Source organism: Neolewinella antarctica, assembly GCF_011927835.1.
Lineage (GTDB): Bacteria > Bacteroidota > Bacteroidia > Chitinophagales > Saprospiraceae > Neolewinella > Neolewinella antarctica.
Genome location: NZ_JAATJH010000003.1, coordinates 523,929 through 549,454, shown reverse-complemented (window position 1 = coordinate 549,454; position 25,526 = coordinate 523,929). Strand labels below are relative to the sequence as shown.

Genomic DNA, 25,526 nt, shown 5'->3' with positions numbered 1-25,526 from the left:
ACGCTATTCCTGTATTTCATTGACCTAACATTATATTATGAAGCGAGATACACGTGATCACCGCCCATCAACAACAGGCAAACGCCACGGCGGATACCGCGTAAAGAATGGAGCACGTCAATTGGTATTGTTAATTCGTCATATTGAAATAATGGCACCGATTTATCCGCGTCTCGATACATAACGCTACCACTGAGCACCAGTAATTTTGCCGGCACCCTGGAAACGTGGTCGCGCATCATTACGTCAGCATTCAGGCCGATTACAATGACCTTAGAATGGTCGGTTTTATGCATAATTTCCGTTACTAAACCCCGCGCCGTCTTCATTCTCAGCATTACGCTACTAATGGACGAAGGTTGAAGGGTTACAATATTATTCATCATTAGATATTTTGTTCCTGGTAAAATTCGGAACTTCTCTATCCGGGATAAGTGCTGTAAGTCATTAGGCTTAATGATTTATCTCAGCATACCATAGCCGTGGGCGCGGTCGCAGGTGCAGCGGAAGTGAGAAATGCAAGCGGATCCGACTACCGAATGGCACACCTAGTGCGCAATATTGAGACTGACCGGTCGATTACCTCACGCAACTGATAACAATCATTACCTAAACCGACTTTCGTCACCTTTAAAATCAACCTTATCCACTAATTTTAGTTTTACATTCCTAAATACTTACCAGTAGATGGTTCGATCCTTAAGAGATCGCACGGCTGGAACAGGAGGTTTCAATTAAATACTCGATACACATTACTATAAGTAAATAAACCAATTCGACATGAGCGGAAATAGCAGTGAGAATGCCGGCAAGAAAAATTCGCCCGCGCCCCAAATGCCAGCGAGTCGTGTTACACCAGACCCATCACGAAAAAATGTCGATGGCAAGACCATCCCAGAGCAATGGGATGATCATCGTTCGAACCTCGTTCCCGAAATACTCTTTTCGACTCCCGCTCAAAAGAAGAACTTACCTTCATGCCCTGATGCAACCCAGCAGCCAATGACCTGCCCGAAGTTGCGCGCTTACGGGTACGTCCCCGGCCCCCTTGATGTCGGGTTACACAAGTAGTTTGCACGGACTTTACTCCCCCCCTACAGCGGTGCTTTTTTGCGTGAAGCATAACTGGTGGGTAATCCCACCTTACAAAATATGTTTTCGGAGATTCTTCTTACCCTACTATTTACGAATTGTTCAAGCTAGAACTCATGAGAATACTTATCAAGCACATGGTCAGCTTACGCTGTAAGCTGACCGTGGCGGCGGAATTAAAAAAACTAAGGCTACCCTACATATCCATCGAACTCGGCTCGGTAGCGCTCCTGGACGAACCTACCCCCGAACAGCGGGAACGACTAAAAATTGCTTTACTAAATTCTGGGCTAGAATTAATGGATGACCCTAAAGTGATCCTGATTGAGAAAATAAAAAGCGTAATCATCAAAATGATCCACTACGATAAGGATTTACCCAAGGTCAACTACTCGGACTACATTAGCGAAAAGTTGGGATACGATTATAACTACCTGTCCAATATGTTTTCGGAGGTCAGGGGTAATACCATTCAACAATTCATCATTCAGCATAAGATCGAGCGGGCAAAGGAACTTTTGACGTACGACGAGCATAGTCTCACGCAAATCTCCTACCTGTTACACTACAGCAGTGTCGCGCACCTGTCTAACCAGTTCAAGAAGGTGACCGGTCTTTGTCCTTCTCAATTCAAGAAAGTGGAGAATAAGCAGTTGAGAAATCTGGAAGATCTGTAGCCTTCAATTACGCGCTTAACCCTTACTTCTTGGTGTTGTGATAAAGTCAAGCGGCGCCATCAACCCCTATCTTCTTCCAAGTCCTTATGGTTGTCTCCGCCTAAACTGTAGTAGTTGTTCTCTTCATCCTCACTTCCAATTATCTCCTGTTGATCGTCTAGTTCTGACCCGGGGACATCTAAGTCGTCGCCGGACATATCGTCTCTGAAGTTTTTCTCATTCCAGGAGGCCGCTCGGTTGTTCGGAAATTTTCTTTGTGTGATGTTTTCAGGGTCCACGTTTATTTCTTCCCTGTCTTGCCGATAAATATCTTCTGAAGGAGCATACGTTGGGTACTCCGAAAACAATAGCTTGTCTACGTTTCTCCTGGTTATGGTGCGTTTATGCGTGTCGGCATAGTTATCTGCAAACTCAACTAAGGAATAGTAGTATTCTTCCAGACTTTCAGTATTTATATCGTCACTTGCTGAATTATTTTCTGGCATCTCAAGAATGTATTTAGATAGCTCGGGAAAATCGGTTTTGATTTTGGTGGTAACGCGTATAATTTTTTGCTCTAATTCTGGTATGGTTCTCATGGGCGATTGAATTTAGGGGTTAAGAACGAGCAGTCGGTAAATCGCTGTCGTCCAAAAAAGCGGCACACCAATTGAAGGAGATAAAATGAGTCACCCCGAAACTATTCAAACCGCCGTTTGAAGAATACGTACAACCTTATGATGGTAGCACATTAGTTTAGGAATGACTCATCTAAGCTAGGCAGCCATAGCGTAGTAGTGATTGACGGCTAACTCATTATTCAAGTGCCAGATACCGGGAGTATTCCAGGCAATCCGTCCGGCTTCCACTTTTTGTGCCCAGGACGTCGTACTACCGGAAAGGGTTACCGTAGTTCCGGAAACCTTTACGCGGATGTCTCGGTCATCTAGCCAACTTCTCGAGATGGCATCCTCAACGTCCTTGCGTTCGATCGCGTCGTGCGTGTTCGGTTTGATCTCGATGTTGTTGGTCACCCCCTTTACGCCGGGAAGGTGGTGTACGGCGCTATTCGCGGCATCTTTTTGGTAGTTCCACGGGAGATCTCCGCCAATCGTAACCCAGCCCTTCTCTACTTTCACGGTTACTTTGTCCTTAGGGACGGACCAGTTCGTCTTCAACGAATCCAGTGCTTCGTTTGCAATTTCAGCATCGGATTTTTTCATCGAGCTGGTAAATTTCACCTCAATGTTTTCAACCAAAGCTTTCACCCCGAGCACTCTTTTCGCCGCATTTTCCGCTTCGACTTTCTTCGCGTAGCTGTTCACGTTTCCGGTCAGTGAGACGACACCGTCTTTTGCCGTGACCCCAATTTCCGCCGCGTGTAAAAGGGGTTCCCACCTGATGGCTTCTTGAACGTCCGACTGTAATTCTGCATTACTTTTCATATTAAATTATTTAGTGCTGCAACTGTATTGTGGCAGCACTTACAATATCAGTATATATTGCCCCGCACGCGTTACATAACTCCTTAGCATAGTTGCATAAGTCACGTATTTGTGCGTCGTGAGCAGATAAGATGGTGGTTTTGCGAATTATCGTCGTAACTTAAATTATAGGTCTTGCGCTATAACCCTTTTTCTCCCATACAAGACCAGTTAACTTTAAAGCGATACCCCACCGCACGTCCGTAAAACACACCCAAATAACCAATGAACATCCAATTACAACGGCTGGGAATAATTATGCAGCCCGAAGCAGGTAACGACCACGAAATAGAAGGAGTATTAAACCCAGCCGCCGTGCGGGGCCCCGATGGTGCACTCTATCTATTTCCACGGCTGGTAGCGAGCGGGAACTATTCCCGCATCGGAATCGCTAAGGTTATTTTTGATGAGGCAGGCGACCCGATGGGTGTCGAGCGTTTGGGCGTTGCACTGGAACCGGAAGCGGAATACGAAAAACATCCGGACGGCGGCGGTTGTGAAGATGCACGGGTTACCTACGTAGTCCCCTTACAGCGGTACATTATGACTTACACCGCTTTTTCCGCCGCAGGACCGAGAATTGCTTTGGCGCAATCAACCGACCTGTTGCACTGGAGACGTCTCGGTTTAGCACAATTCGCGCCATACAAGCTCATCGATTTTAATGGCATCAATAACAAAGATGCCTGCATGTTTCCTTTGCCGGTCAGCAGTCCGCACGACCACGCGCCAGCCATGGCGATGTTACACCGCCCCCTGTTCTACGGCACCAGCCCGGAAGAAACCAAGTATAAGCCGGCGGACCGCAGGATCGGCGACCACCACGAGTGCATCTGGATCTCCTACTGCCACATCAACAAAGAAATACCCAAGCCTTATCACCTGCCAAAGTTTGTTTCCAACCAGCCACTGGCGGTCCCCGTCGCCCCCTGGGAAAAGCTAAAGATCGGTGCCGGCACACCCCCGGTGCTGACCAAACACGGCTGGCTCATCGTTTACCACGGAGTGAGCAATCTACAGCCCTTATCGGAAGATCCGCATCAATTAAGTTATTCCGCGGGCATCATGATTCTAGACAAGGAGAACCCGCAAAAAATCCTTTACCGGTCCAGTCACCCGGTATTATCTCCCGATCTGCCGGAGGAGCGGGTGGGCATCATCGACAACGTTGTTTTCCCCACCGGAATCGACCGCAGGGACGACCTGGGACAGCCGGATCGCTTTGATGTCTATTACGGAATGGCCGATAACCGCATTGGCGTTGCCAGACTCGATTTGCCGGATGAATTACCAGAAGACACGTAGCCACTTTCAGTTCATTTCCACCGTTCCGTTTCTACTTCCCGGTGGAAATCACCAAGCCGGGCAGCAGCGGCAGCTTTGGTCTGCTCATACAGTAGCCGCTGCGCCTTTTTTATGTTCACCGTATTTCCTTTCCAGGCAGCTAAAGCCGGTTGCTGTAGTGCCCTCCCGAAAGAAAACGTGACGACCCACGGCAAATGCCCCTTCGATTGAGTGTGCATAGCATTTAGGTGAGCATCCGCATCCATCGGGGACTGCCCGCCGGATAAAAAGGCGATGGCCGGCACCGCGGCGGGGACTGAATTTAGCAAACAACGCACGGTCGCTTCAGCAATCTCCTCACTGGTGTTTTGCTCGCCACTTTCCGCCCCGGCCATCACCATATTGGGCTTCAAGATGATGCCTTCTAAATCAATTCTGGAACGATATAATTGATAAAACAGCCGTTTTAGGACCATTTCCGTAACCTCCTCACAACGCCGTAAGGAATGATTACCACTCATTAATATTTCAGGCTCAACAATTGGCACGATATCCGCTTCCTGGCATAATGCCGCATAACGCGCTAGTGCGTGCACGTTAGCTTCAATACCCATTGAAGTTGGAACATTGTCGCCAATGCTTATTACTGCTCGCCACTTAGCAAAACGAGCACCCATTATTTTGTATTCCGCCAGTCGCTCCCGCAGTCCATCTAATCCTTCGGTGATCATTTCGTTGGGAAAGCCCGCCAGTGGCTTCGTACCCAGATCGACTTTTATTCCCGGGATGATTCCAGCGTTCATTAACACTTCAGCCATCGGCACGCCCGCTTTCGTTTGTTGCCTGATGGTTTCATCGTACAAAATAGCCCCGCCGATGTATTCCTTTAATCTCGGCGTCGTGACGATCAGTTCGCGATAATCACGACGCATTAGAAGTGTCTGAGGAATACCGGCCGCGGCGAAACGTCTATTGCAGGTTCCCGTGCTTTCATCCATGGCCAGCAGCCCTTTGTTGTTAGCAAAGAGTTGCTGCACGGTATCCCGTAATATTTCCCTATTCATCTGCTTTCCATTTCCAATTTCGCACCTCCGGCATATCTTCCCCGTGCTCATTAATGTAAGCCCGGTGTTCAATTAATTTCTCCTCCAGCCTATTTTTGAGCGCGGTCGCGGGTGCAGTGATATTTGGCAAGCGATTGATCACGTCGATGACCAGGTGAAAACGATCCAGGTCGTTAAGTACCAGATTATCAAAGAAGGTCGTGATCGTACCTTCTTCTTTGTACCCCCGTACGTGGAGGTTCCGGTGGTTCGTACGCCGGTAAGTCAGTTGGTGAATGAGACTTGGGTAGCCGTGAAAGGCAAAAACGACATGTTTATCTTTCGTAAACAAAGCATCGAACTCCGCATCGGTTAGCCCGTGCGGATGCTCTGAGCTGGATTCGAGTTTCATGAGGTCCACCACGTTCACCACTCTGACTTTCAATTCGGGTAGATATTCCCGGAGGATAGAAACGGCGGCCAGCGATTCGAGGGTCGGCACGTCGCCGCAGCTTGCCATAACCACGTCCGGCTCTCCCCCACCGTCGTTACTCGCCCAGTGCCAGGTGCTTACTCCCCGGGTACAGTGAGCAACGGCATCTTTCATGTTTAGCCACTGCGGAGCCAGGTATTTACCGGCAATGATCACGTTGACGTAGTGGCGGCTCCTCAAACAGTGATCCGTTACGGACAACAAGCAGTTAGCGTCCGGCGGCAAGTATACCCGCACGATCGAAGCTTTCTTGTTAACGACGTGGTCGATAAATCCAGGGTCCTGGTGCGTATCACCGTTGTGTGCCTGTTGCCAGACGTGGGAGGCGAGCAGATAATTAAGGGAAGCAATCTTCTTCCGCCACGGTAATTTAGCACTCACCTTTAACCACTTTGCGTGCTGGTTAAACATCGAATCGACAATGTGGATGAATGCTTCGTAGCTGGTAAACAGTCCGTGCCTTCCGGTGAGTAAATACCCTTCGAGCCAGCCTTCGCACTGGTGTTCGCTCAGCATTTCCATGGCCCGGCCTTCGAGTGCGAGAAAATCATCGTTCTCACGGGTCTCGGCTTCCCACTGCCGGTCGGTAACCTCAAAAATGGCATTTAACCGATTAGAAAGGATCTCGTCCGGACCAAAGATTCGGAAGTTTCTTTGTTTCCGGTTAAGCTTAATCACATCCCTGAGCAGTACCCCCATCACGTGCGTGGGAGAAGCCTCGACGGAACCTGGCGACGGAACGGGAAACTCGTAGTCCCGGAAATCAGGCATGATCAAATCTTTCAGCAGCAAACCACCATTGGCGTGCGGGTTAGCCCCCATCCTCCGGTCACCCTTGGGCGCGAGCTCTGCTACCTCAGGTAGCAATTGCCCCCCTTCGGTGAACAGTTCTTCCGGCTTGTAGCTTCTCATCCACTTCTCCAGCAAATTCAGGTGGTGAGGGTGCGCGGAATTTACCAGCAATGGAATTTGGTGCGATCGATAGGTGCCTTCAACCTGGAGCCCATCGACTTCCCTGGGCCCGGTCCAACCCTTGGGTGAATTGAAAACGATCATCGGCCAAAGCGGTCTTTTGGTATCTCCGTTGATGCGCGCATCTTCCTGAATATCGTGAATGTCTTCTACTGCTTCCTCCAAAACACTGGCCATGAGCTGGTGCATGTCTTCCGGATCGTCACCTTCGACGAAGTAAGGCGTCCACCCGTAACCCCGGAGTAATTGATCTAGCTCCTCCCGTGAAATTCGGGCCAGGATGGTAGGATTAGCAATTTTGTAGCCATTTAAATGCAAAATGGGCAGGACCGCACCGTCGGAAACCGGATTTAGAAACTTGTTGGAATGCCAGGCAGTAGCTAGTGGACCAGTCTCCGCCTCGCCATCACCTATAATGCAGGCCACAATTAGCTCCGGGTTATCAAATGCCGCACCGAAAGCATGGCTCAGAGAATACCCCAATTCTCCACCTTCGTGAATAGATCCCGGGCAGTCGGGAGAGACGTGACTTGGAATTCCACCCGGAAAGGAGAACTGCTTGAACAGCCTTTTCAACCCAGCTTCGTCCTGGCTGATCTTCGGGTAAACCTCGCTGTAAGTACCTTCCAAATAAGTATTGCCCACGAGTGCCGGACCGCCGTGGCCAGGACCGGCGATATAAAACATATCGAGATCAAACTGCTTGATCACCCGGTTCAGGTGCACGTAAATAAAATTTTGCCCGGGAGTGGTGCCCCAGTGGCCCAGCAGCATCTTCTTTACGTGAGAAAGTTTCAGCGGCTCCCGCAGTAATGGATTATCCCTGAGATATAGTTGCCCTACGGATAAATAATTGGCAGCCCGCCAGTAAGCATTCATCTGGTGAAGTAGTTTGGGCGATAAAACCTCTGCTATTGTATCGGTATTATTTGCGATCATTAGGGGATAAATTTTCAACTATTTTTACAGATTATTCAGATTAGCGGCTTCGCACAAATCCAGCATGATCGTTAAGCCCGAAGCGGCCAAGGCGTCACGGGTAAGTGAATACTCCGCGTGGCAAATACTTTTTATCCCCATCTCTTCGGCAACATCCACGAATTGCTGGATGTCATCAATATATATTACTTCGTCCGGCGCTGCGGCGGTGAGGTCGAGTGCTAATTCGAAGATCCTGGCATCCGGCTTCCTGAGGTGAACGTAGCAAGAGGAGACAAAGAAATCAATGACGCCCGTGAGTTCAAACGTCCGTATCCGGTACGCATTCAGCTCTCTCGCTTCGTTACTTACGGCAACTACTTTCAACCCATACTGCCGCTTTAGGCTTTTTATGAGGTTAATCATACCTGCGTGCGGGGTCGTCAACGAAAACATGTAATCTCGAAATTCTCGGATCGTAAAATCTCGCTTTTGATAAAAAACGACCTTTTTTAGGTATTCCTCCAGCGTTAATTCTCCTCTTTCGTAAGGCATGAAGACCGTGCTGTGACGCTCGTCCATCGCTTGTTTGTCCAGGTTAAATTTTCCCGCGGCCCGGTGTCTGAATTCGTGTCCCCAGCCATTGGAGAGCAGCACGCCTCCGATGTCAACGAATAGTGTGGTGATCGTTTTTTCAGACATATTGGTAGGTGTGTTTTATCTGGTCGTAATGGGTCTTAACCCCAAAGCGTCGATCATAAAGATCACTGCATGATGGGTCAGAAATGTTACACTTTACGGTAAAAAGCTTACACAAAACCCACATTGCCAACCTTAATACCATTGCACCCGCGACCGCGCCACAAAATCTTAATCTTCATGCGCGGACGCGGGTGCAGGGTGATTACTAGCTATTTACTTTTTTAGCGCCTCAAAGCCCGAAATCACGTCAAACAACTCCTCATCGATCAGCCCCTGACGAAGTTGATGAAATTGATGATTTAAATCATCCAGCAACTCACTGATATTCTTCTCCGCCCGTTGCATGGAGATCAGCCGACTGGCATTCTCACTCGCCAGGGATTCCGCGCAGGCCTTGAACAGGGAGGCAAATAAATATTCGTGGACGAGGGCTAACAAGGTCAGTTTCGCATCACCGGCTATTTGAGGAAGCAGTTTCGTGGGCCATTGCTGTTTTAAAAACCCTTGTTTCCACTGCCTATCCAGCGGCAGCAATTGTTGAACTACCGGCGTGTACCCGACTCCGGAATTTGGCTTATTATGAAATACATGAATTCTATCAAAACTACCGTTCTCAATAAGCTCCTCCCCGTTTACTAATAGTTGACTTATTAACGATGCTATTGATTCCACCACACTCGGCAAAGGAAAGCTCTTTGTCACCTCATAATCTATATCGACTAAATGCGACTTCATACGTTCGCCTACCACCCACACTACTTTTTCACCTGGCAAATCAGTCAAATACCGAGACATAAAAGTAGCCAGCGTATCATTGAACGGCCCGACAAGACCTTGATCCGATCCAAAAATAACGGCACATTCTTTCGGACTTTTCCCCGCTCCCGGTAACGCCTTGAAATCAAGTTGGGTACCCGGTTTATCCCTGAAATAGACAAAAAGACCTAGCGAAATAGTATGGTGATACTTACTCAGCGATTCAACGGCCAATTCGTACTGTCCGATCTTGGAAGCGGCCATGGCTTTCATGGTACGAACGACTGATTTCAAGTCCTCCGCGCCGACTAATTTATGCTGAATATGCGCTAGGGTGTCCATTATGATCGGTCACTTTTAGGTTCATTCGCTGCGGTTTCGAAAGGCAATAAGGCTTTTTTCGCCAGAGACAGCAGCGCATTTTTATCGTCCTCACTAAGTGGTTTATCCGAAACTAATCGACTTTTAATATCATCGGGAAGTTCCTTACTCGCAACCAGCAAACCAGCTTCCGCTTCGTCGAAGATCGTAATGGGGATCGTGTCGAAATACCCCTCGGTCAGGGCCAATAGTACCACGATTTGCTCCGCTACGGATAATGGATTAAATTGATGCTGGATCAGCCAGCGGCGGATTCTTTTCCCGTGTTCGATGGTCTTTCGGGTAGCTTCGTCCAGTCGGGTTCCAAAGCGGGCATAATTTTCTAACTCTTCGAACTGGGCATAGTCCAACTTCAGGCTGCCCGTTACGGACCGGTACCCCGGCAACTGCGCCTTGCCGCCCACCCGGGAGACCGATTTACCTACGTCCACCGCCGGCAAAATCCCGAGCTCAAACAACTTGGGTGATAAATATATCTGCCCGTCGGTAATGGAAATCAGGTTGGTTGGAATATAAGCTGATATGTTTTGTGCCTCGGTTTCGATGATCGGTAAGGCCGTCAGTGACCCGCCGCCTAAGTCTTTACTCAAATGCGTGGACCGTTCTAGTAAACGGGAATGAATATAAAAAATATCACCCGGAAAAGCCTCCCGCCCCGGCGGCCTTCTGAGCAACAGTGATAATTCCCGATAGGCGCGGGCGTGGTGCGTGAGATCGTCGTACACGATGAGCACGTCGCGCCCCTGCTCCATAAAATATTCGGCGATGCTGGTGGCCGCATAGGGGGCAATGTATTTCAACCCCGGCGGGTCATTCCCTTCCGTGACGACAACCACCGTATAATCCATTGCCCCTTTCTCTCTCAAATTCGCGACGACCTTAGCGACGGTCGAGGCCCGTTGGCCGATCGCGCAGTACACGCAAAGCACGTTTTTATCGCTTTGGTTAATAATGGTATCAATCGCGATTGCCGTTTTACCCGTTTGTCGATCCCCCAGAATTAATTCACGTTGCCCCCGACCGATGGGAATCAGCGCATCAATAACTTTTATACCGGTTTGTAGCGGCACGGCGACCGGCGCCCGATCCATAATGGCGGCTGCCCGGCGCTCAACGGGGAGTCGTTGAGTGGCAGCGATGGCCGCTCCCCCGTCTTCCGGCTCCCCCAGCGGATTGATGATGCGTCCAATCAATAAATCACCGACGGGAATATCCATCACCCGGTGCGTCCGTTCCACTTGGTCGCCAACGTTGAGGTCCGCATCTTCCCCGAGCAGAATGACACCGATTTCCGCTTCGTCGATATTGTAAGCAATCCCAAACAAGGTTTCCGAAAACTTCACCATTTCTTCAAACCCTACCCCCGGCAAACCAGATACCTTTGCGATACCGGCGGAGACGCTGGTTACGTAGCCCGCCTCACAAAGCGCGAAGGGAAAGATATATTTCCCCCGGGCTGCCGCCAACTGGTGGAAAGCATCGGGGCCGTAAAGATTACTGGCAAGCTCAGACATGGTATTCTTTTAATTCCTGATTGGTAGGTTGTTGGCCATTCAAAGCAGGAACGACTTTCTCAAATCCCCGTAGGTAAGCGGAAATGTTCCAGGCTATTTTGTAATCCTGGGTGCTCAACTCCATCCCCCCAATCAGCGCGGGAACTACCTCGAATGATAAGGATGTTTCGATAGCGAGTAACTCATCAAGCGACTGTTTGAGTGCTTGTCGTTGCGCTTCAGAAAGTGCGACGGCACTTCGTACCACCAAGGGTCTGGAGGACCCCGTAAAGGCGGTCTTCAGTTGTTTTACCTCAGCTTTCGTCAAGGCATTCAAGCGCTTGATAAAAGATTGGGTCAGTTGCTCTTCCAAACTCACCGTGGCCAGATCGAAGAGAGCTTTACGCGCTATGCCATAAACTTCTTGCTGGATCTTCTGCCGATGTGTTTTCTGTTCGCTATGTCGTTGCTCTTCCGCAGCCGTCGCTAGCTTTTTCGATAACTGCGCTGCTTCTGTCCGGGCGTTGTCAAACAGTTCCTGACGGTGATCGGCAGCATCCGATGTAGCATTGGCTAATAGTTCCTTCTTTTGCTCGTCGAAGGAAGTATTCTTTTGCTGAAATTCCTCCCGCTCCGCTTTTGCTTCGACCTTTTTCGCCTCCGCGTCCTCCAACTGCGCCACTATTTTGTTTTCCCGATCCTCTATTGCTTTTAAGATCGGTTTATACAGAAAGCGTTTCAGCAACCATACTAAAATGATGAAGTTGATAACTTGTGCGACAACGGTGAACCAGTTAATTTCCATGGCTTATTGGGCTATGATATAATTCCAAAATGGGTTAGCGAAAATGAGGATCATCGACACCACGAAACAGTAGATCGCGGTGGATTCGATCATGGCCAGCCCGACGAATAAAGTCCGTGTAATTGTGTCCGAAGCATCCGGTTGCTGCGCTAGTGATTCCAGCGCCCTGGCTACTGCCTTGCCTTCACTGATTGCGGGAAACATACACCCTACCCCGGTAGTAATGCCCGCCGTAATGATGGAAACCATTGCTATGACTGTGATACTATCCATGCTGATTTTATTTAGGTTGTGTTATTGGCATTTCCCTTCGTTCGCTTTCCCGTACGGCCGCGGCAATGTAGACGGTTGCCAGAATGCTAAAAATGTAGGCTTGCACCATCCCCGTTAGTAACCCCAAACCAGTCATGATAACGGGGAATAGCAACGGGGCAATAGTCAGCAGGATGGCGATGATCAGTCCGCCGCTCATAATGTTACCGAACAGGCGGATCGTCAGGGCGAGGGTTCGGGATACCTTTCCGATGATATTAAACGGGAGCATGAAAGCCGCGGGCTCGACGTAAGTCTTTAAATACGCTACGAAGCCATTTTTCTGGATTCCGAAAAAAGGAACGGCAAAGAGTACGCAGATCGACAGGGCGGCAGTGGTGGATAGGGAGCCGGTCGGGGGTTCGTACCAGGGCAGAATGATTAATAGATTAGCCGTGGCGATGAATAAGAATAAAGTGCCGATGAAGCCAATGTAATGCGCCGGTTGTTTTAGTCCGACTTCTTCAATTTGCTTGTTAATACCGGTCACCAAAATCTCAAGAAAGCTTTGCCAGCCGGAGATTTGTACATCCGTCCTTAGTTGCCGAGTGATGATTACGGCGGAAATTATTAATAACAGCATAATCCCCCACGTCGTAACCAGGGTCAGGTTAATGGTGAAAAAGCCATATTCCCAGAAAATCGTTTCGTCCGGACTAAGCTTCATGGGTAGCTTCTTTAATTTTGATGGTTGAGAGTTTTGTGCTTGTTTCAGGAGTCTGGGTTAGGCGAAAAATAATCACCCGCGCGGCAACAAACCCTAGCAGACAAACCAGGCCATTCAACCAGTTTGCTCCCTGCATAACTATGTAAAAACCAATGACCACTATGCCCACACGAAGAATCAGGCTACCCAAAAGCCAGCGTGCGGGCGACGTTGAAGCCACGGCTTTACGTACGGTTAACCACAGCCCTCCGAAGAAGAACACGCCCAACAAACCGCCTTTTACCAGTGCCGCCATCATCAATAGTATTTCATTCATCTTGGTCCCGATTTATGTCCTTGTGTTCCTCCTCCAACCACTGCCAGGCAAGGACGCAGCCCGTGAATAGCCCGAGGATCAACAGGGTCAAGGTCCAGGAAAAAGACTGTGGATAGTGTCGATCCAACCAAACCCCCAATCCGGCTCCCGCCAGTGCGGGAACGACGACGGACCAGCCGACCAAGCCAAACATGCCTAAGCCCGCCCAGACACTGCGTTGCCCACCACGCCGGGCGTACAGTTTTCTGCTAGCCTTATCGCTTATTTCCCTCAGTGTCTCCTGGTTTTTTGAATTCATTTTATTGTTGGCGAAATTTTTCCAGACTCAAAAGAAATCCACCTTCCATTCTGGCCATCACGGACCGTATGTTCTTTTCATCTTCATCCAGCTGCTTAAACTGCTTCTCCACCGAGTCCTGTAGTTCGTCAAGACTTGCGCCCTGAATGGCATTGCGGACGGAAACCAATACTTCCTGGCCCGCTTTTACCATCACGCCTTCGTCAACGGCGATGAAATATTCCCGGTCCGTTTCGTACGTGAAAATTCCGGGAACTAGCGCCGCTACGCAATCCAACCGTTGTGGTAAGAGTCCGAAAGCGCCCTTTCTTGTCTCCACGACAATCCGTTTGACGTTTTGAATATCGCCGAACACCCGAAAGGGGAGCAAAAGCGTGAGGTGCATCATCATTACTCGTTAGTTTATGCTTCAACGGGAGAAGCGGTCTTCTTTTTCAACTTTTCTTTAGCAGCCTGCTTTTTGTCAGAATTTTTCTTTAGAGCTTCCTCAATATTTCCAATCATGTAAAAAGCACTTTCCGGGACATCTTCGAATTCATCGGAAAGAATTCGTTCACAACCATCCAAAGCATCTTGCAAACTCACCACTTTCCCTTTAAAATCACTAAATTTTTCAGTGGCGTAGAACGGCTGGGTGAGGAAGCGTTCCAGGCGTCTGGCGCGGTTGACGATGAGGTGATCTGCGGGCGATAGCTGCTCTAAGCCGAGCATGGCGATGATGTCCTTCAGTTCTTCGTAGTGCGCCAGGGTTTTTCGAATTTCCTGAGCCATTTCGTAGTGCCTGTTACCGATTATTCCCGGTGTCGCCATCTTTGAATTAGACGCCAATAAATCAATAGCTGGATAAAGCCCTTCGCTAGCCTTCTCCCGGGAAAGAACGATGGTCGCGGACAAGTGCGAGAAGGTGTGGACGGCGGCGGGGTCGGTCAGATCATCGGCGGGCACGTAGACGGCTTGGATGGACGTGATGGCGCCCGCCTCGGTATTCGCAATGCGCTCCTCCAGCTTTGACAATTCCGTCTCCAACGTGGGTTGATAGCCCAGACGGGACGGCATTTGCCCCATCAGGCCGGAAACTTCCATTCCCGCCTGGATAAACCGGAATATGTTGTCAATTAGTAGAAGGACGTCCCGGTGTTCTTCATCCCGGAAGTACTCCGCCATCGTCAGCGCCGCGTGCCCCACCCGGAAGCGCGCACCGGGGGGTTCGTTCATTTGTCCGAATATTAATACCATATCCTTCAGGACGTCCGCGTCCTTCATATCGTGGTATAATTCGTGCCCTTCCCGGCACCGTTCGCCGATGCCACAGAACATACTTATTCCTTTTTCGTGCCCGACCATATTGTGGATCATCTCGGTAAGCAACACCGTTTTCCCGACGCCCGCGCCACCAAATAATCCCGCTTTACCGCCGCGTTCCAACGGAATCAAGACGTCTATGGCTTTAATGCCAGTAAGGAACACCTCCGATTTGGTCGCCCGTTCGGAAAGGGAGGGCGGCGAACGATGAATGGATTTCCACGTCACGTCGGACAGCGGCCCCTGATGGTCGATGGTGTTTCCGAAGACGTCAAACATTCTTCCCAGAATATTTTTCCCTACCGGAACGGCCAGTTCTTTTCCCGTCGACGTTACGTTCATTCCACGGGCCAAACCCTGGGTGGGCGTCAACGAAATGCCCCGGACGTGGTGCGCATTTAATTGAGCATAAACCTCTATTTTTATTTCCTGCTCGTGGCCGGTAAGTAATAAGGTATTAATCGCGGGTAGCCGATCATCGAACCGCACATCCACCACACTTCCGCGTATGCTTGTCACTTTGCCGGTATTTGCAGAACCATTTAGGGTGGAAGAATTCATTCGGGGCGTTTTAACCGTTTAGTCGTATTTGACCCAGCTGCTATGCCAATGCAACTTTGCTCCTCTGAATAATTACTGCATCCCGCGTCCGCGCCAAATTTTGAGCAGTTTAGGGCGCGGACGCAGGTGCAAAGAGATTTACCGAGAAGCAGTTGAACTAAGAATATCGCCGTGTCCTGAAGGGGCAAGGAATCACTTGGGTAAACTTGGCACCATTTAAGTACTCGGACAATATTAAACGTACATCTTGTAACCCTCTCCCCCGGCCCCTCTCCGAAGGTAGAGGGGCGACGAGGCAGCTCGCTACGCTCGTCAAAATGTTATAATAATATTGTCCAACTACTTATTAATCAATTTAATGACTTTGCTGGGTTTCAGTCAGCAGCAACCTATCTATCTACCATCCAGGGTTCACCGACAAGTCACTACAAAGGTGGCAGAATTATCCGGCCCCGCCAATGACGGAGGTCACTAATAAACTTGATAATCATCAGCCTGATAGTCAGCTTGTTTGCCGAATTTACATTAATGGCGAATAACATTAAAATAGGCCTCGTTCTCTCCGGCGGAGGCTTCAGGGGGATCGTACACGCTGGCGTAATCCGTGGGCTGGAAGAAATGGACATCAAACCCACGCACGTCGCCGGGGCCAGTATTGGATCCGTAGTGGGTGGCCTCTACGCCGCCGGAGTGGATGCGAACCGTATCCGCGACGTCATTACTAACATCCACCTGTTTACCCGCCACAACCTAGCTTTTAGCTGGTCCGGGCTACTTGACGCCGACAAGATCGAAGAACCCCTCCTACCCTACTTCCCGGACGATCGATTTAGTGCGCTCAAAAAGAAACTGTACATAAGTCGTACGAACCTGGAAACCGGCCGCGCCGAGATCGTCTCCAGCGGCTCGGTCCTGGATGCCATCAAATGCTCCGCGGCTTTGCCAATGCTCTTCGCTCCGGTAAAGTGCAACGGTCAGGTCTACGTTGACGGAGGGCTTACGGACAACTTTCCCGTGCAAACCCTTCGCGCCGAATGCGACGTGGTGATCGGCGTCTCGGCAAATCCAGCCTTATTCTGTGACCGCAAAGAGTTACAATCCTTATTCGCGCTGATGAACCAAATACTAGAAATTGGCATCAGCCAGGCGACGGCCGTGAAGTACGATCAGTGCGACGTGATGATCGTACCCAAGGGCCTAGATGCCTACTCGCTACTTGACGTCGAACACGCAAAAGCATTATTTGACCTCGGCTATGAAACCATCATGGCGCAGCGGGAAGAACTAGACTTGGCTTTAGTAAAAAACAGCACGGTCAAAACACCAAGCCACTTCACTAATTCCGAGGCTGCGTTGCAATTATAGCCCGCGTCCGATTCTGCGCCGCAATCGTCATGATCGGCGTAATGCGGTTGAAAGGAACCCCCGTCTCGGCAACAATGGTGACGGTCGTATTCTCATCGTCGTCCGACTGCGCAATGGCATTATTGACGGCCTGAGCGATGGCACCACCCCGAACTTCCAGACTATTCACGCTGGTCGTGCCATCCCGTTCGAGTTGTACGATGATGTTGGTGGGGGCAACGGTCTGACTATCCGACTCCGGCAGGTCAAAAGGCTTGATCTGAACGAAGTTGGAGGTAAGCATGAAAAAGATCAGCAACAGGAAGATGATGTCCGTCAGGGAGGACATGTTGAACTGTGCGTTTACTTTATTTGACCTTTTGAAACCCATAATTAGTTTGGTAGTCGGTAGTCGGTAGTCGGTAGTCGGTAGTCGGTAGTTTGGTGACTTAGTAGAGAATGGCATGGTGACAAAACACTATCATACTATCATACTGCGCGAAGCGCTACTATCATACTCCTACCCTGGTTCCTGAAGAAGATCCATAAACTCAGTCGTAGACCGTTCCATTTTGTACACCACCCGCTCGACGGAAGCCACGAGGTAATTATAGCCCACGAAGGCAAAAATACCGATGAACAAACCGGCAGCAGTTGTTAATAACGCCGAGTAGATACCACCCGCCAAGACGTCCGGCGTAATGTTCTCGGCAACTGACATCTCGTAAAACGCCGCGATCATACCCGTTACCGTACCAAAAAAACCGATCATGGGGGCGGCACCGGCGATGGAGGCTAGCGTACTCAGTCCTTTCTCCAAACGAAAAACTTCCAGGTTACCTACGTTCTCGATGGCGGCGTCAATGTCGCGCAAGGGGCGACCGACACGGGTCAGGCCTTTCTCGACCATGCGGGCAACGGGGCTGTCGATCGTCGTGCAGAGCGCACGGGCGTTGGACATGTTACCGGCAGACATTTCGAGACGGATACGCTCCATGAAACCCGTGTCCTCCGCACCGGCAGCCTTGATGACGGCGAGACGCTCCAAAAAGATGTAGCAGGCGATAACGAATAAAACCAGTAGGATACCGACGATGATCATCGTCAGCCAGCCGGATTCCAGCAAAACGCTGAGGAGATTGGCGGATTCGGTAACGGGTTCCGCCGTCGGGTCAAGCAAAGGAGTCGATTGGAGCAGCAGGTTCAAAAAGCGTGGGAACATCTGGGTAGGTTTAGCGGGTGCAAAACGTCGGTTAGCTGCGTTTCGTATGTTAGCGGACCAAGCAAGTGGTTTGCGTGGGTCCCAAAGGTAATTCGCGCAGCCGGTTATTTGCCGGTGGGTGGGTTTTTACCTTTCGTAGGTTTTTAGTAGTTCTTGGTCGTTCTGATTTTCGGAGCTTAGCCTTACTCTATCACCAGTAGGTACCGGCGTTTTTTACCGTTTTCAATCAGGATAAATCGGTCGTGGAGTAGGTCGCCGGTGTTTACCTCGGCTTCTACGTCCGTCATTTTCACCTTGTTGATTGAGATAGCGTTATTCTCAATCGCCCGCCTGGCTTCGCTCTTACTGGAGGTGACGGTTGTGTCGGACAATAGATCAATCAGCGTAGGGGATGCTGCCAGGGCTGCTCTATCGACTACGAAATCAGGAATTTCGCCGCGCAATCCTTCAATGGTTTTGGCAGTCAGGCTTTGCAGATCTTCCGGGGTAGTTCCGCGCCCGTAAAAGATGTCCGTGACGCGCTTGGCGGTGGTGATGCCCTCCGCGCCGTGGATGCGTTCGGTAAGCTCGGCGGCCAGCGCGTGCTTGATGGCGTTGACTTGCTTGAAGAGGTTGTTGTCCGGGCCGTGCGCTTCGACGGTGGCTACGTCGGCCAGGATTTCTTCTTTGGTGCGGAGGGAGAAGGTCTTGAGGTAAGTAGGAATGTCCGCGTCGTTGGAACGGACCCAGAATTGGTAGAAATCGTAGGGGCCGGTCATTTCCGGGTCGAGCCAGATGTTGCCTTTTTCGGACTTGCCGAATTTTGTCCCGTCCGCTTTCGTGAGCAGTGGCGTGGTGACGGCGTAGGCTTTTCCCTCGGCGTTGCGGCGGACGAATTCCGTACCGGCCGTAATGTTGCCCCACTGGTCGGAGCCACCCATCTGGACGGTCACGCCGTAGTCTTCGTAGAGCTTTTGGAAGTCGTAGCCCTGAAGGAGTTGGTAGGAGAATTCGGTGAAAGACATACCGGTATCGAGGCGGCTCTGGACGCTGTCTTTCGACATCATGTAGCTGATCGTCAGGGTTTTGCCGACGTTACGGAGGAAGTCGAGCACGTTCATGTGCTCGTAGAACTCGTAGTTGTTGACGACGGAAAAACTGTGCTCTTCTCCAACTTCCCTTGCACCAGTCCCGTACTTTGTCGGGACGCCCCGCAGTCCTACACCAATCAGTTCCATCATCTGCGCCTTCTGACTTTCGAGATTCGCGTCGAGCTCTTCGTACGTCTTCAACTGCCGCTCTTTATCCTTGCCCGACGGGTCGCCGATCCGCCCCGTAGCTCCGCCAAAAAGGATGACGGGGTGGTGGCCGGCGCGGGCCCAGAGCGTGAGGATCATGACCTGGACGTAGTTGCCAATCGTCAGCGAATTCGCCGTGGGGTCGAAGCCGATGTAGGCTTTGCGGGGGGCTGCGTTGAGGTGCTCGCGGATTCCGGGCGTGAGTTGGTGCAGCATGCCGCGCCATTCTAGTTCGGCGATAAAGTCCATGGGGTCGTCTCTTTTGGGAGGGCGAAGATAGGTCTTACGGGCCGGTGTTATCACCTAGAAAACTGGTAGCAGACACAACTGTTTATTTCTAATTGCGTGGTGCGTTGAACTCTGCCCCCCATTGTTGTTTAGTGGGATAATAAGTTTCTGCCATGACCCGAACGCTGCTCTTTATTTGCCTGTTTTCCGTCCCCTTTTTGGCGCGGGCGCAGGTGCAAGCCATGGACCGGGAGCAGTGTGTTGCTTACGCCCTCGCCAATGCCCCGGACCTCCGTAACGCCCGCCTCGAAGACAGCATCGCCGAACTCAACAACCAGATTTTACTATCCGCCTGGAAGCCGATAGTGGCCCTGACCGGTGCGGTCACCAACAACTGGAAGCAACAAGTCACGCTCTTCCCCGACTTTAATAACCCGGGAGAAACGAGCGAGGTCGTCCTCGGCCAAAAGTGGTTATCCAACGCCGGCGTCACCGTTAACCAACTGATCTACAGTCCGGAGGTCATCCGCGACCGCAACCTCCAACGCGCCAACCTCGAAGCCGCCCGGCTGGTCATCGAAGAACAGGAACTACAACTTAAAGCCCGCGTAAGCACCGCCTTCTACCAAACCCTCCTGTTCACCGAACGCATCACCCTTGCGCGCGCCGACATCGAGCGCCTCGAACGCAACCTCCGGGATGCCCGCTTACTGTACGAAAACGGTATCAACGATAAGGTGGATTACAAACGCGCCACCATCGCCCTCAACCAAGCGAAAGCGAACTTAGCCACCGGTTTGTTAGGTTTGGATAGCCGAATGGCCGAGCTAAAGTCCTTAATGGGCTATCCGGAAAATCAGCCACTAGATTTGACGTACGACTACGAACGCTACAGTCTCGACGTCACATCCGATAGTCTGCTGGACCTGGAAATTCGCGAAAGACCGGAGATACGGGCCTTGCGCATCAGGCAACAACAGCAAGACCTCAATACCACTTATCTCCGCCGCTCCTGGCAACCTACGGTAAGCGCCCAGGGCGGATACTTGTACAACTATCTCGCGAGTAATCTTGGTGACCTCTACGGCCAAAAGTACCCCGCCGGTGTTGCTTCCCTCAACGTCAATGTTCCGCTGTTCAACGGCGGGCGCAGGTTCCACCAGGTAGAGTTGGCAACCGTCCTGCGTCTGGGACTGGATTACGAACTGGAAGCCCTACGACAAGAAATCCAGCGAGAATTTGCCGTAGCTGACAACGACTATCGTTCCGGTCGCCTCAACTTCCTGATCGCCGAAGAGAACGTAGAACTCGCCCGGGAGATCTACGAAGTCATCGACCTACAGTACCGGGAGGGTATCAAACCGTTTCTGGAAGTCGTCATCGCCGAAAGCGACCTGCGCACCAGCCAGAACCGGGCCCTCAACGCCCTGATCGACGCCCTCATCGCCCGCGTGGAACTACAACGGGTCACCGCCACCCTCTAAACACAGCCCCGAATGAAACTGATTTACTCCCTGAGCTTTTGCCTGGGTCTGCTGCTCACCTGCGCTTCTTGCGGCGGTGGCAAAGACGAGGAAGCCCCGCAACAACGGCCGGCCCCGACCGTCCGCGTAGCGGAATCCAAACAAGAAGCCGTCACGTTCTACGATGAATTTCCGGCGACGGTCGTTGCCCTGGATGAAGTAGAAGTCCGGCCCCAGACCACCGGCTACATCACCCAAGTATATTTCCGGGAAGGGGATCTCGTCCGGAAAGGGCAACGCCTCTACACGGTGGACGTCCGCCGCTACGCCGCCGACGTGGACCAGGCGACCAGCACGGTAGCCAGCGCCCAGGCCAACCTAGACCTTGCCGAGAAGAACGTGGAGCGTTACCGCCGCCTGGCCGAAGCCGAAGCCATCGCCCTCCAGACGTTGGACCAAGCCGAAGCCGAGGTAGAAGCCCGTCGCCAAGCCCTCGAAAGCGCTAACGCCGGCGTCCGCAGCGCGCGCACCCAACTGGATTATACGGTCATCCGCGCACCCCTCAGCGGGGTAACGAGCCTGAATTCCGCTAAGTCAGGTACGCAGGTTTCGCCCGGGCAACCGCTACTGACCACCATCAGCAAAGAAGCGCCGATCGGCGTAGATTTCGCTTTGCCCCAGACTCAAATTCCGCGCCTCAGCCGAATGGAGAAAACGGGTATCGACCCGAGGGATAGCGTCTTTCGACTACGCTTACCCGACGGATCGCTTTACGCTGGAAAAGGCAAAATATACGCTAGCGACCGGGTGGTCGACCCGCGAACGGGCTCGCTGAACGTGCGGTTAGAATTTACCAATCAGGACAAAGTACTACGCCCCGGCATGACCCTGGAGATCGAGATGCTCAACGACCAGTCCGGTCGTCAGGTACTGATCCCCACCCAGGCCCTTTCCGAGCAAATGGGAGAGTTCTACGTGATGGAGGTGCGGGACAGCGTGACCTACCGGCAAAAAGTAACGACTGGAAAACAACTCGGTCAGCAAGTCGTAGTTACGGAAGGCCTGGATGCCGGAAAGATAGTGGTGATCGAAGGCTTAAAGAGCGTGAAGGATAGTACCAAAGTGCAAATTGCCCCACCCCGCCAGGAGGAAAACAAGTCCGCAAACCAAGCCCAAAACCAAGGCGAATGAAAGACTTTTTTGTCGACCACCCGAAAGCGGCGATGGTCGTGTCCTTGCTCCTAGTCATCCTGGGTGGCGTAAGTTTGAGCACGTTACCCATCACGCAGTACCCGAACATTACGCCCCCGACGGTTTCGGTTAGTGGTGCTTATACCGGTGCGGACGCCCAGACGGTCGAGGAATCCGTTACCACCCCGATCGAGTCCCAGATCAACGGTACGCCGGGGATGGATTACATCACGAGTAACAGCACGAACAGCGGTGCGGTGTCGATCAACGTCACCTTTGAATTGGGTACCGACATCGATATTGCCGCCCTCGACGTGCAGAACCGCGTGGGGGTTGCCGAGCCCACCATTCCCGAGGCCGTGCGCCGGTTGGGCCTGACCGTCCGGAAGCGGAACCCGAGTTTGTTCATGCTCATCGCGCTCCAGTCGCCCGAGGGCACCCACGACCGGGGCTTCATTGACAACTACATGAACATCTTCGTGCGGGATGCCCTATTGCGGGTCGACGGCGTCGGTGATGCCTTTGCGATCACGAAGGACTTTAGTATGCGCCTGTGGCTCAATCCGGAAAAGATGGCGGCATTGGGCCTTACTCCCGCCGAAATCACCGAAGCCCTCCGGGTGCAGAACGTACAGGTGGCGGCTGGATCGGTCGGTGCGCCACCGCAGAACAGCGATCAGGTATTCGAATACACCGTTTTCGTGGATAGCCGGTTAGAATCCACCAAGGAATTTGAAGACGTGATCATTCGCAACGACCCCGCTACCGGGGCGCTGATCCGCTTAAGCGACGTCGGCCGGGTAGAGCTCGGCACCTTTAGCTACGGCCGGGAGTCTCTCACTAACGGAACGCCGGCTGCGGTCCTGATCATTTACCAAGCACCGGGGAGTAATGCCCTGGCTACGGCTGACGGCATCGTCGCGGCGATGGAAGAGCTGAAGGAAGATTTTCCGCCCGACCTGGATTACCTCATTCCGTTCGAGGGCGTGTCCGTTATTCGAGCGTCCATTGAAGAAGTACTGATTACGCTGGCGATCGCGCTGGCGATTGTGGCACTGATCGTGTTTATTTTCCTACAGAAAGCGCGGGCTACTTTGCTTCCTTTGCTGGCCATTCCGGCTTCCATCGTGGGAGCTTTTATCCTGTTTACCCCACTCGGCTTTACGATCAACACGCTGACGCTCTTCGGACTGGTGCTGGCGATCGGAATCGTGGTGGACGACTCGATCGTGATGGTCGAAGGCATTCAGACGAATATGGACGAGAAGGGGATGTCTCCGGCCGAAGCCTCGAAAGAGGCTTTGCGGGAACTGACCACGCCGGTCATTACGACTTCCCTCATTCTCGTAGCGGTATTCTTACCGGTAGCCGCCATTCCCGGACTGACGGGACAGTTATACCAGCAGTTCGCGGTCACCATCTCTATCTCCGTCTTATTATCCTCGCTCGTTGCCCTTACCCTGGCACCCGCGTTAGCGACAACCCTTTTTAAAAAGCGGGAGGAGAATGCGGCGCCGACCCGGATGGAGAAGATCTTCAAGCCTTTCAACAACGGCCTGAATTGGATGAAGGATAAGTACGGTCGGATCGTGCAGTGGACCCTCGGAAAAGTCTGGGTCGTGGCCCTGGCCCTGATCGCCATCTTCGCAGTTACCTGGCTGCTGTTCAGCGTGGAGCCGAGCGGTTTCATCCCGGAGGAAGACAACGGGCGGATTTTCATCACCTACGAACTACCCGAAGCAGCCGCCAATAACAGGAGCCTCGAAGTGCTAAAATCGGTGATGAATACGCTCGATAGCATGCCGGAAGTATTTGCTTACACGGGCGTCAACAACCTCAATGCGCTGACTTTCACGACCCGTTCGAATACGGGTACGGTGTTCGTTCAACTGAAGGGTTGGGACGAGCGGAAGGGGGACGAACAAAGCGTGAATGCGCTGGTGGGTCAGCTCAATCAGAAATTAGGTGGAATTATTGATGCGCGCGTCGTGGTGATTGCCCCGCCGTCCATTCCGGGCCTGGGTAGTAGTTCCGGCTTCAGTTTCGTGCTGCAGGATCGTTCCGGCAACAGCACCGTCGAAGAATTCGAACAGACGATGGACCAGTTCCTCGGGGCCGTAAACGGTCGTCCGGAGATCGCCCGCGCCTTCAGCTTCTTCACTGCCCAGACGCCCGGTTACGAAATGATCGTGGACCGGGAGCGGGCCATGCAGCTCGGCGTTCCGCTGGCTAATGTGTACAGCACCGTCCAAACTTTTCTGGGTAGCTCCTACATCAACGACTTTACGCTGTACGGCCGGACCTTCCGCGTCGTCGCCCAGGCGGATACTATGTTCCGGACGAATATTCAAGATATTAACGATTATTACGTGAGTAATACGGAAGGGACACTGGTCCCGCTCAGCAACCTCGTTCGGTACGAGTTGAAGAAGGAAGCACCGTTGATCTCCCACTATAACCTCTTCCGGTCGGCCGACATATCGGGCGCAGCCGCCCCGGGTTACAGTAGCGGTCAGGCAATCACGGCATTGCAAGAAGAAGCCGCCAAGTTGCCGACGGGCTTCGGGTACGAATTCAGCGGCCTGAGCCGGGAGCAAGCGAACTCCGGAAACGAGACGATCTATATTTTTGGTTTCTCGATCCTGATGGCGTTTCTAATCCTAGTTGCCCTTTACGAAAGCTGGACGGTGCCCTTCTCCGTGCTGGTCGCCGCGCCGATCGGTATTTTTGGCTCCATGCTGACGCTCTGGCTCTTTCCGGGGATCGACAACAACGTTTACGCCCAAATTGGCCTCATCACGGTAATCGGACTGGCGGCGAAAAACGCCATCCTGATCGTAGAATTCGCCAAAAACAAGGTAGAAATTGACGGGATGGACGTGAAGGAAGCTACCGTGGAAGCTTCGCGGGAACGTCTCCGCCCTATTCTCATGACGAGTGCGACCTTCATTTTCGGGATGATCCCGTTGGCGCTGGCCGGCGGTGCCGGGGCTGCTTCACGCCAGACGATTGGCTGGGTCGTGATCGGCGGGATGGTGGCGGTTACCTTTTTGGCCGTTTTATTTGTTCCTGCGGTTTATGCGACCATCACCGGTTGGGCTTACTCGGAAGAGGAGTTGGCTTCTTACAAAAAGAAAGAAGAGGGGGAGGAGGGGATTACGAAAGAGGAAGAATAAGCTGACAATTAGATTCCTATTCGGTTCGCGACCATTGTTCAGTATATTCTCTACGGCTACCGGTCAAAAGCAGCTCGTTTAAACGAGCGG

The 25,526-nt window shown here is 51.8% G+C and carries 24 protein-coding genes; 6 read left to right on the top strand and 18 right to left on the bottom strand.

Annotation, left to right across the window (positions count from 1 at the left end; genetic code table 11):
- Window positions 1–35: 35 nt before the first annotated feature.
- Window positions 36–386, bottom strand: coding sequence for a cupin domain-containing protein (locus tag GGR27_RS12155; RefSeq protein ID WP_168037716.1), 351 nt, complete (start codon window positions 384–386; stop codon window positions 36–38).
- An 822-nt stretch (window positions 387–1,208) separates the two neighbouring features.
- Here GGR27_RS12155 and GGR27_RS12150 point away from each other — a divergent pair.
- Window positions 1,209–1,769, top strand: a complete 561-nt coding sequence (locus GGR27_RS12150) for a helix-turn-helix domain-containing protein (RefSeq protein WP_168037715.1) — start codon at window positions 1,209–1,211, stop codon at window positions 1,767–1,769.
- Window positions 1,770–1,828: 59 nt separating this feature from the next.
- Here the strand turns inward: GGR27_RS12150 and GGR27_RS19825 are convergent, their stop codons facing one another.
- Complete coding sequence (locus tag GGR27_RS19825) at window positions 1,829–2,347, bottom strand: hypothetical protein (protein ID WP_209037928.1); 519 nt, start codon at window positions 2,345–2,347, stop codon at window positions 1,829–1,831.
- A 177-nt stretch (window positions 2,348–2,524) separates the two neighbouring features.
- Complete coding sequence (locus GGR27_RS12140) at window positions 2,525–3,193, bottom strand: BON domain-containing protein (protein WP_168037714.1); 669 nt, start codon at window positions 3,191–3,193, stop codon at window positions 2,525–2,527.
- A gap of 264 nt (window positions 3,194–3,457) precedes the next feature.
- On the opposite strand from GGR27_RS12140, the gene GGR27_RS12135 reads away from it, so the two are divergent.
- Complete coding sequence (locus GGR27_RS12135) at window positions 3,458–4,537, top strand: glycoside hydrolase family 130 protein (protein WP_168037713.1); 1,080 nt, start codon at window positions 3,458–3,460, stop codon at window positions 4,535–4,537.
- An 11-nt stretch (window positions 4,538–4,548) separates the two neighbouring features.
- On the opposite strand, the gene GGR27_RS12130 is transcribed toward GGR27_RS12135, so the two are convergent.
- The 12 genes from GGR27_RS12130 to atpD all read right to left on the bottom strand — a co-directional run bounded on the left by GGR27_RS12130 (window position 4,549) and on the right by atpD (window position 15,535).
- Window positions 4,549–5,580 (bottom strand): class I fructose-bisphosphate aldolase, encoded by a 1,032-nt coding sequence (locus GGR27_RS12130; protein ID WP_168037712.1) that lies wholly within the window; start codon window positions 5,578–5,580, stop codon window positions 4,549–4,551.
- Window positions 5,573–7,963 (bottom strand): phosphoketolase family protein, encoded by a 2,391-nt coding sequence (locus tag GGR27_RS12125; RefSeq protein WP_168037711.1) that lies wholly within the window; start codon window positions 7,961–7,963, stop codon window positions 5,573–5,575. The genes GGR27_RS12130 and GGR27_RS12125 overlap by 8 nt, the downstream gene beginning before the upstream one ends.
- A 24-nt stretch (window positions 7,964–7,987) precedes the next feature.
- Complete coding sequence (locus tag GGR27_RS12120; RefSeq protein WP_168037710.1) at window positions 7,988–8,644, bottom strand: HAD family hydrolase; 657 nt, start codon at window positions 8,642–8,644, stop codon at window positions 7,988–7,990.
- 213 nt (window positions 8,645–8,857) lie between these two features.
- Window positions 8,858–9,742: a F0F1 ATP synthase subunit gamma gene (locus tag GGR27_RS12115; RefSeq protein WP_209037926.1), complete on the bottom strand. Its 885-nt coding sequence runs from the start codon at window positions 9,740–9,742 to the stop codon at window positions 8,858–8,860.
- Window positions 9,742–11,295: an alternate F1F0 ATPase, F1 subunit alpha gene (locus tag GGR27_RS12110; protein WP_168037709.1), complete on the bottom strand. Its 1,554-nt coding sequence runs from the start codon at window positions 11,293–11,295 to the stop codon at window positions 9,742–9,744. The genes GGR27_RS12115 and GGR27_RS12110 overlap by 1 nt, the downstream gene beginning before the upstream one ends.
- The gene (locus GGR27_RS12105) at window positions 11,288–12,079 is read right to left on the bottom strand and encodes a F0F1 ATP synthase subunit delta (RefSeq protein ID WP_168037708.1); all 792 of its coding nucleotides are present in this window, start codon (window positions 12,077–12,079) and stop codon (window positions 11,288–11,290) included. Before GGR27_RS12105 ends, GGR27_RS12110 begins: the two co-directional genes overlap by 8 nt.
- A 3-nt stretch (window positions 12,080–12,082) precedes the next feature.
- Window positions 12,083–12,352, bottom strand: coding sequence for a F0F1 ATP synthase subunit C (locus GGR27_RS12100; RefSeq protein WP_168037707.1), 270 nt, complete (start codon window positions 12,350–12,352; stop codon window positions 12,083–12,085).
- A gap of 7 nt (window positions 12,353–12,359) precedes the next feature.
- The gene (locus GGR27_RS12095) at window positions 12,360–13,058 is read right to left on the bottom strand and encodes a F0F1 ATP synthase subunit A (protein ID WP_168037706.1); all 699 of its coding nucleotides are present in this window, start codon (window positions 13,056–13,058) and stop codon (window positions 12,360–12,362) included.
- Complete coding sequence (locus GGR27_RS12090; RefSeq protein ID WP_168037705.1) at window positions 13,048–13,374, bottom strand: ATP synthase subunit I; 327 nt, start codon at window positions 13,372–13,374, stop codon at window positions 13,048–13,050. Before GGR27_RS12090 ends, GGR27_RS12095 begins: the two co-directional genes overlap by 11 nt.
- Window positions 13,367–13,672, bottom strand: coding sequence for an AtpZ/AtpI family protein (locus tag GGR27_RS12085; protein ID WP_168037704.1), 306 nt, complete (start codon window positions 13,670–13,672; stop codon window positions 13,367–13,369). Before GGR27_RS12085 ends, GGR27_RS12090 begins: the two co-directional genes overlap by 8 nt.
- 1 nt (window position 13,673) lies before the next feature.
- Window positions 13,674–14,063, bottom strand: a complete 390-nt coding sequence (locus GGR27_RS12080; protein WP_209037925.1) for a F0F1 ATP synthase subunit epsilon — start codon at window positions 14,061–14,063, stop codon at window positions 13,674–13,676.
- Window positions 14,064–14,074: 11 nt separating this feature from the next.
- The gene (gene atpD / locus GGR27_RS12075; protein ID WP_168037703.1) at window positions 14,075–15,535 is read right to left on the bottom strand and encodes a F0F1 ATP synthase subunit beta; all 1,461 of its coding nucleotides are present in this window, start codon (window positions 15,533–15,535) and stop codon (window positions 14,075–14,077) included.
- Window positions 15,536–16,063: 528 nt separating this feature from the next.
- On the opposite strand from atpD, the gene GGR27_RS12070 reads away from it, so the two are divergent.
- Complete coding sequence (locus tag GGR27_RS12070) at window positions 16,064–16,900, top strand: patatin-like phospholipase family protein (protein ID WP_168037702.1); 837 nt, start codon at window positions 16,064–16,066, stop codon at window positions 16,898–16,900.
- Here GGR27_RS12070 and GGR27_RS12065 read toward each other — a convergent pair.
- From GGR27_RS12065 to tyrS, 3 genes are all read right to left on the bottom strand, one after another.
- The gene (locus GGR27_RS12065) at window positions 16,872–17,345 is read right to left on the bottom strand and encodes an ExbD/TolR family protein (protein WP_245184626.1); all 474 of its coding nucleotides are present in this window, start codon (window positions 17,343–17,345) and stop codon (window positions 16,872–16,874) included. The two genes, GGR27_RS12070 and GGR27_RS12065, sit on opposite strands and share 29 nt — an antisense overlap.
- Window positions 17,346–17,399: 54 nt before the next feature.
- Window positions 17,400–18,101 carry a MotA/TolQ/ExbB proton channel family protein gene (locus GGR27_RS12060; protein WP_168037701.1) on the bottom strand — a complete coding sequence of 234 codons (702 nt, stop codon included), beginning with the start codon at window positions 18,099–18,101 and terminating at the stop codon, window positions 17,400–17,402.
- 182 nt (window positions 18,102–18,283) lie between these two features.
- On the bottom strand, window positions 18,284–19,627 hold the full coding sequence (gene tyrS / locus GGR27_RS12055) for a tyrosine--tRNA ligase (RefSeq protein ID WP_168037700.1): 1,344 nt from the start codon (window positions 19,625–19,627) through the stop codon (window positions 18,284–18,286).
- Between the two features lie 152 nt (window positions 19,628–19,779).
- Between tyrS and GGR27_RS12050 the strand changes: the two genes are divergently transcribed.
- Genes GGR27_RS12050 through GGR27_RS12040 form a run of 3 tightly spaced genes read left to right on the top strand, consistent with a single transcriptional unit; the run spans window position 19,780 to window position 25,436 of the window.
- Window positions 19,780–21,090, top strand: a complete 1,311-nt coding sequence (locus GGR27_RS12050) for a TolC family protein (RefSeq protein WP_168037699.1) — start codon at window positions 19,780–19,782, stop codon at window positions 21,088–21,090.
- 12 nt (window positions 21,091–21,102) lie between these two features.
- Window positions 21,103–22,260: an efflux RND transporter periplasmic adaptor subunit gene (locus GGR27_RS12045; RefSeq protein WP_168037698.1), complete on the top strand. Its 1,158-nt coding sequence runs from the start codon at window positions 21,103–21,105 to the stop codon at window positions 22,258–22,260.
- Complete coding sequence (locus GGR27_RS12040) at window positions 22,257–25,436, top strand: efflux RND transporter permease subunit (protein ID WP_168037697.1); 3,180 nt, start codon at window positions 22,257–22,259, stop codon at window positions 25,434–25,436. The genes GGR27_RS12045 and GGR27_RS12040 overlap by 4 nt, the downstream gene beginning before the upstream one ends.
- The last annotated feature ends 90 nt before the right edge of the window (window positions 25,437–25,526 follow it).